Below are 13,604 nucleotides of genomic sequence, written 5' to 3'. Positions count from 1 at the left end.
CAATTACTTCTCTGGTTTCATTAAGTACAAGCCAACCAGTGTATGTATTGTTTTTGTCAGATGAATGCTGCTTTATACTATACCATGGATTCAAAGCTTATCCACCATCTACAATGCTATCAGGTATTTAAATAAACCAAGGGCTGAAGCTCATTATGAGAGACTCCAGCCCGGCTATTATCATTTAAGATCAGTATTTACAGTCTTTTTTCACTCAAATTTTATGAATCAAAGAGACCATTTTATTTTTTAATAATCACGGTTTCCTTTTGTCCTTTTTTCGCAAATCTGCTCTGATATGATTTCAGTTTAGATTTCGGTACCTTGATGACTGCTCTGGCATGGATACCTTTCAATGCATTTTTACCGACACTCTTAATCACTTTGGAATATACGGTTATTGTTTTCAGTGCCTTATCGTTATAAAATGCTGCTGTTCCAATCTTTTTCACATTCTTTCCGATCTTCACTGTCTTAAGTTTCTTATTGCCCTTAAATGCACTCTTGCCAATTTCGGTCACTTTATATCTGTAGTTACCGATCTTTACCGAATCCGGAACCTTGACTGTTTTTAATGTAATCTTCACTGGTTTGGTCAGGCTCACCGTTCCGCTCTTGGTGGATGCACTTAATACTTTGTATTTGTAATTTCCTACTGTATAAGTTCTTCCTTTTTTCGCCAGTATCACAAATGTCTTCGTCAAGCTTCCCTTATAAGTACCCTTTCCTGTGATAATGATCTGAGCAGTTCCTGGATTTTTGTTATTCTTATAATAAACCGTGTAATCCACATCCTGTTTCAGTACTTTACTGCCATCTTTTATCGATATTATCGGTTTTAAAGAAGATCCGGTATGGGTTTGTGCCTTAATGCTGCCAATTGTCAGTTTTGATATTTCTTTCTGTACAACCGGCGGTGTTACTGGTTTCTTAACAAGGCCTTTCATTGCTGCCTGCAATGCCGCAGCTGCTGCAGCTACTTCTTTCTGGCTGGCTTTTTCTGACAGTCCAACTGCCGCTGCCAGTGCATTTTTAAAGGTTCTTACACTTTCATCTGTATACTGTTTCAGTGCCTCAGCAGAGATAGCATTGGCTTGCACTATTGCATCTTTCAGCGCCTTCTTATCAACTACAACTTCCGGCTTCGCTGCCACAAGAGCTTCTAATGCTGCTTCAATTGCTGCTGTTGCATCATTCACTTCCTGCTGTGTAGCCTTCTCATCTGCTGCTACCTCTCTTGCTGCTTTCACGGCTGTTTCTAATGCTTTCCAGCTATCTACCGTGTAATCTGCTTCTTTTAACACTTCTGCTGTTGTGATTGCTTCATTCAGCATTGCCTTATCAACTTTCGTATCCTGATTCTTCAGCTCTTCCAGTTTTACTTCGGCATCAGTCAGCTTTTTCAGAGTTTCTGGTGTAATCAGCAGCTTCTGTACATCGGTCAGTTCCTCATATGCAGCACGTACCTCAACAATCTCTGACTCTTTCTCCAGTGTAATCTCTTCACCGATCGCTACTATTGCTTTCTCAACTGCATCTGCAGCTTCCTGATCAAGGAATCCCTGCATAAAGTCTTCTGCACTGAGAAGCATCTTATATGCTTCCTCAGAAACCAGCTTCTTCTCTTCTTCTGTAAGAGCATCATACTTCTCCCGTATCTGTTGAACCATACTAAGCTGCGCAAAATCATCTACTGTACCAAGCTGACTTAAAATCAAATCCTCTACTTCCGCCGCCGCTGCGTAATCTGCCCTTTTCAGTACGACCTTGACAAGGGATGGCGCATTACCGTTCGGATTTCCGAATACCAATGTATTTTTTCCCTTGTTCAGGGATACTTTTTCGACTGTGATTACCGAAGCTGCACTTGGGTCATCCCAGCTATCGCCCTCCGGACAAGTTACTGTCTGTGCATTTGCCGTGTCACTATTTACACTAACAACGAAATCACGGATATTGGCACCTACTCCTCCACTGCTGCTTGCCTTACTGAGATAATAAATATCCATGTTCCACTCAGCAGCTTCTTTCGCATTAAAATTAAAGGTAACAGTACCCTCCTCTTCATCGATTGCATCACTGCTCTTGCCAATCCAGCCTACATATCCCTGACCCTCTGTGAAGTGGGAAGCTGCCTGACCGCTAATTACACCGTTTCCATCGGCATTCAGCACAATCTCTTTTTGCTCTTCAAATCTCTCTTTGTACAGTCTCTGTACCTGACCCTCTGAGAAAGCTTTGTCATAAACAGTAATACTGTCCATAGCACCTGCAAAATGAGTATCTGTATTTGACACATTAGGCAGGAATCCAAAGTAGTAATTATCCGGTGTATTTCCGTCTGTGGCAAAACCAAGTAACGTTTTATCGCTGGAGCCACAAGATCCGCGCTCCACTCCATCAATATAAAGCGTTCCGGTACCATCTCCATTTTCAACGAAGGTAACCAACTGCCAGGTGTCCTTCACATAAGGATTTCCTACCTTTCCCACCTTGTGTCCTCCGGTGCTTCCGGATGCATTGCGGTAAAATACGGTATCCCCGTCTATATTATTTCTTCCTAAAATCTGAAGACTTGCACCAAGATCACCTGTACCTGCATCTTTTCGTGATCCATAAGTGAACAATGAGCTGCTGAAAGTATCCTGTCCAGTTTTTATCCACATTGCAATGGTAGCACCGCTGCCTGATTCAAGTTCCCTCATCGGGTCGTTATCACCATTATCACCTGGAATATAAGTGATACCTGTTGCTGCATTATCTCCATCTGCCGGAAATACTGCGATATCATTAGAATCTTCATCAGATATAAAGGTTACATTCTGAGCAGTAGCAGTTACTTTTTCACCATTAGCAGTTCCAGTTACAGTTGTACCGCTGTCATCTGTTGCTGACTCCGAAAAATCAAATTCCAGAATAGCATTTGCGTCAATCTCTTCCGAAATCTCACCCACATAGTCAACCCTCACATCATCAAACATCAAATACTCGCCGGTAGCTCCATAAGAGTAAAACTCCACCTGGATCTGTCCGTTTGTAACGTTAAACTGCGGAATCTCGATATAAGTCCAGTCGTTTAATTCACCCATCTTCTGGATATCAACATATTCGCTGCCCCCATAATTGGAAACATAGAAGCCGGCACTCGTCTTGTGATTACCGCCTGGCGCCGTACGTGAATGCTCTGATGCCTTGACATAACAGGAAGCCTTATATACGCCATTTGCCACACTCTTATTTAGCTGATAAGTAGATACTTCATAGTTACTGTTTGAAGTATGAATGCCGGAATACGCTCCCGAATATCCACCTTCACTAATATAGGAAGCATTTGTATTGTTTGAACGGTGCCAGTCTGCCGCAGTTACAGACTCCATAGTCTGACCCATATTGGCATCATAATGGAAATTCTCGAAAGATCCATTGTTAACGCCCCATCTTTCAATACGGGCATTGGTCTCAGCCGGAGCTGCGAAATCAGTTTCCTCACCTATTTGCAGAACAAGACCCGGATCGGAAGAATCTCCTTCTGTTGCTGCAGAAAGTCCGATTTCTTCAAGTAACTTCCCGTCAATTGTAAGTGTATTTCCGTCAATCTGTACTTCAGAAGTTATATCCTGCGCCTGGGTAGCAAGCATATCCTGTGCATAAATCTTTTTGCCGCTTAAATCCTGATTGAATGTTAGACTCAGGCTTCCATAATAACCAAAGACCCCAATCTTTCCAGTCAGATCCCCTGCATTCAGAGTAACTTTTGCTGATTTTACCGGCTTGTATCCCGTATTCGTGTGCGTTCTTGCGTAAGCAGCAATACTAATTGCACCATTCGGATTACGGCTAGCCGTCAGGAATGGTATGTCATCACCACTATCCACTGTAACCGTAGGAAGATCAATTCCTCTTGCCATGAATGCAGGTGCTTTCTGGCTCAACATATTTTTTGTTCCATCCCATGCAGGTTCACTTGAAGAAAAGGTCCAGTCATCCTGCAGATACGCATTGGAAAGAGCCGTATCGTAATCCCCTACCGTATACGCCGGTGCAATTCTCTGCCAACGTACAGTACGGGCAACTTCATCCAAGCGGTTTCTCGTTGCCTTTGTATCGACAAATTTCTTGCCGCCGGCAAAATAGGTATCTTTTTCTGTTCCCAGACCGAAATACCCATCACCGGAATTTTTGGAATCTGTTGTCAGATAAGGTGTGAAACGCATAACACCGGCACTAAGACCAAGGGAAGCGCAGATATAGAGTTCATCCTCAGCATTCATAAGTCCCATGGCATTACCTGTCTCTGTGTATCCGCCAATCAACTGCTCACCAACTCGATCCAGGGTAATTGCTGTAGCAAGGTTATCCAATACATCATATGTACGGAATACATCTGAAAAAGCTGCAAATTCTATATTGTCAGCAAGAAGATCCTCCTCGATACGTTCATTATTTGTATTCTTACCACGGCCGCCAACAACATGCTCAATAATAAGTTCCGGGTATTCTTCCTCCGCCCATTCAGAAATCTTACGGCGCCATGTTATCTTCTTCTGCTCGGTACCCCAGTCAATTTTCCAGTAAGAAATACCTGCATATTTACTCCACCTAAGACGCATGCGCCAGAAGTCTTCCTCATCCTTTCCTGCATATTCTTTATAAGCAGAACTTGTCTGGGCACATATCCAGATACCGGTACCCTTCCAGCCATAACTCTTAATCTCTTCGTTCAGAGTCTTCAGTTTTTCTTGGGGAGTATTTCCCCACTCCGCTTTTGGAAATTTATCATCCGGCAGAACCTGGCATCCAAAATATTCTTTATTATATCCATTTTTCTTGGTTCCGTAAGGCAAATCCCAGCCATCATCCAGAAGGAAAATTAAATCTCCTCTGCTTTCCGGATACATGGTAGAGATCCATCCTGTCTTTTCATTAAACAGATGCTCCGGGTCTACAACATCACGTTTGTCGCTTGATTCATGCCAAGCAACCCAATCCTGGATGTTCCAGGTGCAGACATAGTTTGCTGTTTCCGCTGCCGGTTCTGTTGGTACCAGGTTTATCGGAACCCGGTTCGTTGGAGCCGGGTTTGTTGGAGCCGGGTTTGTTGGTGCCGCCGCTTGAACAGCAGGTATAGGGGTTGTTAACAGTACGACTGTCGACATTAACAAACTCACCATTTTCTTTAGCTTCATAATCTTTTTCCTCTTTTCTGTATTCTAATAGGCTGGTATTGTCCACCTATTATTCTTCATTACTGTACATACGCTGGAGCGTGCTGTAAAATACAACACGCTCCATCTTCCTTTACTTTCTAATAACTACTGTACTCTTCTGACCTTTTTTCGCAAACCTGCTCTGGTATGATTTCAGTTTGGATTTCGGTACCTTGATGACCGCTCTGGCATGAATACCTTTCAATGCATTTTTACCGACACTCTTAATCACTTTGGAGTATACGGTTATTGTTTTCAGTGCCTTATCGTTATAAAATGCCGCTGTTCCAATCTTTTTCACATTTTTTCCGATCTTCACTGTTTTAAGCTTATTATTTCGCTTAAATGCACTCTTGCCAATTTCGGTTACTTTATATCTGTAGTTACCGATCTTTACCGTATCCGGAACCTTAACCGTTTTTAATGTATTCTTCACTGGTTTGGTCAGACACACCGTTCCGCTCTTGGTRGATGCGCTTAATACTTTGTATTTGTAATTTCCTACTGTRTAAGTTCTTCCTTTTTTCGCCAGTATCACAAATGTYTTCGTCAAGCTTCCCTTATAASTACCCTTTCCKGTGATAATGATCTGAGCAGTTCCTGGATTTTTGTTATTCTTATAATAAACCGTGTAATCCACATCCTGTTTCAGTACTTTACTGCCATCTTTTATSGATATTATCGGTTTTAAAGAAGATCCGGTATGGGTTTGTGCCTTAATGCTGCCAATTGWCAGTTTTGATATTTCTTTCTGTACAACCGGCRGTGTTACTGGTTTCTTAACAAGACCTTTCATTGCTGCCTGCAATGCCGCTGCTGCTGCATCTACTTCTTTCTGGCTGGCTTTTTCCGACAGGCCAGCTGCCGCTGCCAGWGCATTTTTAAARGTYCTTACACTTTCGTCTGTATACTGCTTCAGTGCCTCAGCAGAGATAGCATTGGCTTGTGCTATTGCATCTTTCAGTGCCTTCCTGTCAACTACAACTTCCGGCTCCGCTGCCACAAGCGTATCTAATGCTTCTGCTATTGCTGCTGCTGCATCCTCTACTTCCTGCAGTGTAACTTTCTTATCTCCTGCTACCTCTTTTGCATCTTTCAGTGCCGCTGCTAATGCTGACCAGCTTTCTACCGTGTAATCTGCTTCTTCTAATGCTTCTGCAGTTGCGATTGTTTCATTCAGCGACGCCTTTTCAATTTTCAGATCTTCAAGTCTTACTTCTGCATCAGTAAGCTTCTTCAGGATTTCTGGCTTAACAAGCTGCTTCTGCGCATCGGTCAGTTGCTGATATGAATCACGTGCCGCAGTTATCTCCGCCTCTTTCTCCTCTGTAATCTCTTCATCAATTGCTTCTATTGCTTTCATTACTGCATCTGCGGCTTCCTCATCCACCGACCCTTTAAACCTTTCGTCATACAGGCTTTTTACCTGCTCCGCTGTAAATGCTTTGTCATAAACTGTAATGTTGTCCATGGCACCTACAAAATGTGTATCTCCATCTATCTCATAAGGCAAGAATCCGAAATAATACTGATCAGGTGTATTTCCATCTTTGGCAAACCCTAGCAAAGTCTTATCACTGGATCCACAAGTTCCGCGTTCCACTCCATCTATATAAAGTGTTCCGGTACCATTTTCATTCTCAACAAACGTAACCAACTGCCAGGTATCCTTTTCATATGGACTACCAACACCTGCTACCTTGTGTCCACCGGTGCTTCCGGCTGCATTTCGGTAGAATACAGTATCTCCACTCTTATTATTTCTTCCAATAATCTGAAGACTTGCACCAAGATCACCTGCACCTGCGTTCTGACGTGAACCATAAGCGAACAAAGTGCTGTTGAAGGTATCCTGACTGGTTTTTATCCACATGGAAATCGTAGCTCCGTTTCCTGCTTTAAGACTCTTCATCGGATCATTATCACCAGGAGTATAAGTAATTCCTGTCAGAGTATCGTCTCCCTCTACTGGGAAAACAGCAATATGGTTCGAATCTTCATCTGTTTCAAAAGTTAGATTTTCTGCTATGGCAGTAACCTCCTCACCATTAGCAATCCCAACCACACTTGTAACATCGTCAACTGTTGACGTATTGGAAAAATCAAATTCAAGAATAGCTCTTGTACCCGAAGTTTCCACAAGCGCTTCTACTGCTGCTTCGATTGCTGCAGCTGCATCATTCACTTCTTGCTGTGTGGCATTCTCATCCGATGCTACTGCTTTTCCTTCTGTCAGAGCTTCTGCTAATGCTGCCCAGCTATCTGCTGTGTAATCAGCCTCTTCTAATGCTTCTGCGGATGCGATTGCATCATTCAGCACAGACTTATTAACAACTGACGAATCATTGATAAAACGTGCAATTCCCCATTCAGAATGCATACCAGAGTTGCTATGCAGGGAAGAGTTACCCTGTTTTGCAACAAGCTGCAATTCTTTGGCACCTTCCGGTAACGCAATATCAAATACATAAAATCTCCCGGATGTCATTCTTACGGTGCGATCCATCTGTTCTCCATCTACGTAGATGCTGTAGAGAATCGTAAAAGCATTTGTCTTATCACCTACTTCATCGTCGCATCCGGCTGCTGCTACAAAACGGTTCATTCCTGTCGGTATGGAATAAGTTACTGTGGATGGAGCGTGTGCAGAGATTCCTTTGTTAAAAGTACGTCCGCCAATCTTCATAGTCTTATTATCCGCAGACTTATCGTTATGTACATTACTCCATGCAACATCATAAGACTTCGGTGTCAAATCAGAGCAATATTTACCATCCATACTCTCTACATCCGGAATCTCATTGACATATACCAGATAATCATTGTATGTCTGATATACTTCTTTACCTTCAAATTCCACATAAGCTTTCACTCTTTCACTCCTGCTTAGTGTAAACGGTCCGTCATAAATCTTCGCATCTGTGATTGTACTATCCTCGCCAATGGAATATTTCATTTCTACATTATCAAGTTCTGCACCACTCATGGTGATGTACTGTTTTGTGGTATTCAAAATCACTTCCTGATAGTTTGTAAAAGTAATAATCGGATCTGTGGTCCAGGTCTCGTATCCACCCATGTCGAATACATTTGCATATCCCATGTACTGTAATAATTCACGTGCCTGTGAACTTCTCTTACCGGTTCTGCAGTATACGATGATATTAGTACTCTTTGTCGCATCTGCAGCTGTCAGAATACTTTCTGCCTGCTCCAGGATCTTTGACAGCGGAATATTTAAGGAGCCTTCAATTCTTGTCTCCGGATCTTCATCTGCCGGACGTACATCAACCAGGATTGCGCCTTCACTTACCAGCTTCTCTGCTGTATAACGTCCGATAAATCCACTATCTGCACGACCAGCAAGCGGAAGGTAATACTGAAAGGTATCGCTCAGCGTATTGTTGGATGCATCCAATATACGTATCTCTGCTCTACCTATGAATCCTGTTGTTAATTCTACATCTGTGTTCGCAGTAGTATCTGCTGTATCTGACACATCTACATTCTTTGTATCTTTCAATATGTTCTTGTCATCATATATCTTTACTTCCATCGTCTTTGCCGCTGCACTGTTGCCCTGACGAATGATACGCGTACTAATGCTCACTGTATTATCGCGTTGTGTTACTGTGGGGGTTAATACAATTGTATTTGCACATTTCGCTAATGTCACGGCATCCAGGCGCATCTGAGGATTTGAACCCAGGGTAGCTGCCAATTTCACATTCACGTTAATCGGTACAGCACTCTTATAATAAACTGAGTAAACTTTATTATTCCTACCACTCATTCCCATTGCCTTATCAGAATGACCAAGAGCGCTAAAAGCCACTTCCGCATCCATGACTCCAACATAAATCTTTGCCTGTGTCATCTCACTGACTGCCGGCAGCGCCACTGTAAATCTGCTGTTCAACGCTGTCTGTACAGCGCCCCTGTTCGATGTAGCACCACCCGCCTTATATGTTATGTCGGAATCCGCCGTATTCACAACTGCGTCGTTTCCTGTTGTATACATTGGCAGCTGATTTACACCTTCTTTTTCCATGAGGATTGCACCATCAGTTCCACCAAACTGAACGTAGTCCATGACTCCCTCTGCTGCAAGATCAACTTCATCCGCTAATACATCATTGACTGCAGTATACACTTTTGTCGATACTTCCTGATCCGGATTGATATACAGTGCAGCGCCTTCTACTGCTGTGTTACCATTGCTCTGACTCTGTCCCACAATGGTCCATCTGACAGAGACAGTTGCCGGAATATCTGTGGAATAGTTTACTTTTACCAGTTTATTCACACGTGGCTGATTACCTGCGCCCGGTGATTCATTCACTGTCTGGGTATAGCTATCTTGTACCTCGCCATTAACCAGCACCTCAATCTTGATGTTGGAGCGCCAACCGGTAACAGGTACGTACAATACATGATCCCGGGAATCTGACGGTGCATCAAACTGTCCAAATGCACCTATTGCCTTTCCGATAGTAAGACCGCCTTTTACACCAGAACCACTTATCTGAGGAGCACCGTCACTCCAGGAATATGCCGTATATGCATCATTATAATAATCCGTACTGTTTACAGTGGATGGCATGTCACCACTGTACTTCAGCTCTTCTTTTGCATCTGCTTTGCTACGGAATGTCACATCATTCGATTTCCCATAATAAATCCAGTCTGCGTTGCCCAGATTTGACAAATCCATGCTTGTTTCTTTATTGTTAACCTCTACCTCAAAGGATGTAACGTTTGGCTTCTGTTCTAAATCATCATTATCTCCGATTGCAGGTTCCTCACCCTGTACTTTCCATACAACTGTTCCATGTGCAGGAACTGTGATGGTATATGTATCATCTACATTCAGATATTTGTGCTGCCACAAGTCACGGACTACTACATCACCGAAGAATCCCAGTTCTTTCCAGGATACAGTAACTTCTCTCGCCACATTAGCACGGTTAAATACAGCAATCGCTTTAGTCGCAGAGTCAACCTCTCCCAGATCTTTTTTCCAGATCTCAATTGTATTGCTGTCGCCATCGTTAAAATTGTTAAGTGTTTTCACTACCGTTCCACCAACACAAGCGGGATCCTGGTCAACAGCGATCATTTCTTCATTTTTCAGAATCGACAGTGTCTCTTCTGTTACCATTCTGAGATCCGCACCAATCATCAGCGGTGCTCCGGCCATACACCACATACTGAAGTGTGATTTATCTTCTTCATAGGTAAGACCTCGACCAACCTGCATCATATCAAGGTCATTGGATTTGCCCGGTTTGCTGTATTGTGCTTTACTTTTAACGTTGTCAATTGCTTTTAGGACAGAGTTCCAGTTTGCCCACAGGTCACCGCCGGTTCGCCAGGAATCCGCCTGACTGTTTGCCACAGGTTCCCCAGGAAATTCCCAACAACAAACATTATATATGATATCCTTCTTTTTTTCTTGCCGAAGTTCTTCTATGAGATCACCAACCATGATGTAGTGATCTGAGCCCGTTGTGAATTTGTTCCAGCCAAGATTACGACCGCCGCACCAGTCTACTTTAATAAAATCATAGTCCCAGTCAATAAAGTACTGCCTTAAATCTTCTTCTTCATGATCCAGCAGACCAACACCCAGACCGAATCCGGTACCTGGTTTATTGTGGTGATCCTTGTCTCCTTCGCCATTAGCTCCAGAAGCACAGGTATCCCCACCAATATCTGTGTAGATACCTGCCTTCATTCCAAGCTTATGGGCATAATCTGCGATAACCTTCATTCCATTTGGAAACTTTTCTTTGTTGTGCGTGACAAGTCCTGTCTCCTTGTCACGACCTCCCTGATAGCCATCATCGATGTTAAAGTACTCGTATCCAGCATCAATCAGCCCATACTCTTCCATCAAATCCATCTGACTGATGAAAAGATCTTCACTGATATTGTTTGCAAACTCGTTCCATGATGACCAACCCATTAAGGGAGTCAAACGTTCCTCGTAACCCCCTTCTGCCTGCACTTCCACTGACGGAGGCGCAGCAAGCGAGACCTGAGGAGCTACCGCACTGACCGCCATTGTCACTGCAAGTGCCATTGTCGAAATTCTTTTAAATCGCTTCATTCTCATAATCCTTCCTCTCTGGTATAATGTAGTCATAGACAAATACCATTCTACAACACATCATTAATCTATATCAAAATTGGCAGGAATGGATCACATCCAGTTCTAAACCAATCGTGATACGTGTATAAATTACTGTATATTTTGTATAATTAATCTTTCCATTTTATTATGAATCGTAGGCAAATTGACAAAATGACGTTTTTCTTACGTGATAATATATAATTATATCAGCGTTTTTACTTATTCAACATGCATTTTTCTCCTGTCTACCATCAATTTTTTGGATATTGTCGTTCTTTAATATGTACTACATGATTTTTGTTGTAACATTGCATATTTCATCGATTTCACCAATGGGCAATTCTGATATAAGGGCACTCCATGGGACGGAAAAGATCTTTTTTCTATTCCTTTCCTTCTTCAATAATCGCTTCTATTACATCCATATAATCTGCGCAGTATTTCTTATATACACTTTTTACTGCCTCCTGAAATCTTTCTTTTTCTGAAGCTGAAAGCTCGCTAACCTCCACATTATTATCTATGGCTGTATGTTTGGATTTTATTTCCTGCGCCCGCCACAACTCCCGTTCATATAAAGCCGACTCTTCTGCGCAGGAACGGATGATTACCTGATCCTCCGGCGTAAGTTTATTCCAAGTCACTTCAGAACACAGTTGAACTTCCGGCACTCTGGTATGTTCATCGATCGTGTAATACCCCGCTACTTCATAATGTCCCATCGTTTCATATGAGGGCCAGTTATTTTCTGCTCCATCAACCTCCCCCCGTTGAATTCCTGAATACACATCCGCATAATCCAGCGGTATTGCTTCAGCACCAAGTGCCTCTACAATATCTGACATCAGGCTTGACTCCTGCACACGGATCCTTAACCCGGCAATATCCTCTAAAGACTTGACAGGACGAACGGAATTATAGAAATTTCTTGCCCCCGCATCATACCACGAGAGACCGATCACCTCATTCGGGTCAATCGATTTCAGGAAATCATCTCCGATACGGCCATCCAGAACCCTCCACATATGGTTTGAATTGGTATAAAGATATGGCATTTGCAGTACCGTTAGTTTAGGAATATACTCCGCTAAATGCGCCAGCGAAACCCTTGTAAAATCAATTCCTCCTATCTGTAACTGGCGAATAACATCCTTTTCATATCCCAATTCTCCTTCTGCCTGTACCAGTATTTTGATTCTGCCGTCAGTCTGCTCTTCCACCATTTCTGCAAATTTGTATCCGCCCATAGTTGTCGGATAGTCTTTAGTCTGATTTTCTGCATAAGAAAATATAAACTCGGGCTTCTTCTCCTGCCTTCCAGGACATAAAATAACCACTGCCATGATAAGCGCCGCTGCTACTACGAATATAGAGCCGATAACCTCTTTTTTATTTCTTCTGATTATAGATCGGATAACCGCATTTTTATTTCTCATCTGAATTCTCCTGATTCCTGATCTTCTGATTGTCCGATCAAAGCCAGGGTACGATATTCACTCGGTGTATTTCCAGTTATCCGCTTAAACACCCGGGCAAAATAGTTGGAGTCCTGATACCCCACCTGACCGCTAATCTCTTTAACATTATTCCGAACATCCCGAAGCAGTCTTTTGGCTTTTTCAATTCGAAATTCAGAAAGATATGCAGTGAAATTTTTTTCAAAACACTGTTTAAACAATTTACAGAAATAGGCATCCGAATATTTCATTGACATTGCGATATCCTGCAAAGAGATGTCTTCTGTATAATGAGACCTTATATAGTTTAAAATTGCTTCTCTGACAGCATGGATCCGTATATCTCCTAACTTCTCTTCGCCAGATTCCCAAAACGCACCTGTATCATCATCCAACTTTTCAAATTGCCCAGAGTCTGCTGTTTTTTCCTCAAACAGACGAAGAGCCTCTTCAATGACAGCCACGAGTTCCTCATCTTCGGTTGGTTTTAACAGATAATCCATTGCCTGTACGGTAAGTGCCTGCCTGGCATAAGCAAATTCATCAAAAGCCGTAAGAAAAATAATCGCACAATTTTTATCAATTGCCCGAATATCCTTAGCTGCCTCGAGGCCATTAATACCTGGCATTTCTATATCCAGAATAATAACCTGGCACTTTTCTTTTTTGAATAATTCAATAGCTTCTCTGCCATTTTCCGCCAATACTACCTCAAGCCCTTCCCGAAAGTACTTCTGAATAGTCTTACAGGCAACTGCTCTTTCAATCGGTTCATCATCTGCAACCAGTATACGATACATAGCT

The 13,604-nt window shown here is 42.6% G+C and carries 4 protein-coding genes; all 4 read right to left on the bottom strand.

Annotation, left to right across the window (positions count from 1 at the left end):
• Positions 1–242: 242 nt before the first annotated feature.
• Entirely contained in the window at positions 243–5,186 is a 4,944-nt protein-coding gene (locus tag QR40_RS08125) for a LamG-like jellyroll fold domain-containing protein (protein WP_044294266.1), read from the bottom strand.
• 112 nt (positions 5,187–5,298) lie between these two features.
• Complete coding sequence (locus tag QR40_RS29645; RefSeq protein WP_160295783.1) at positions 5,299–11,319, bottom strand: NPCBM/NEW2 domain-containing protein; 6,021 nt, start codon at positions 11,317–11,319, stop codon at positions 5,299–5,301.
• Positions 11,320–11,726: 407 nt separating this feature from the next.
• Positions 11,727–12,686: a TRAP transporter substrate-binding protein gene (locus tag QR40_RS08115; RefSeq protein ID WP_044289033.1), complete on the bottom strand. Its 960-nt coding sequence runs from the start codon at positions 12,684–12,686 to the stop codon at positions 11,727–11,729.
• A gap of 89 nt (positions 12,687–12,775) precedes the next feature.
• Complete coding sequence (locus tag QR40_RS08110) at positions 12,776–13,600, bottom strand: response regulator transcription factor (protein WP_027292193.1); 825 nt, start codon at positions 13,598–13,600, stop codon at positions 12,776–12,778.
• Positions 13,601–13,604: the final 4 nt, after the last annotated feature.

Source organism: Robinsoniella peoriensis (assembly GCF_000797495.1).
GTDB classification, from domain to species: Bacteria; Bacillota; Clostridia; order Lachnospirales; family Lachnospiraceae; genus Robinsoniella; species Robinsoniella peoriensis.
This window is presented reverse-complemented; position numbering and strand designations above follow the sequence as displayed.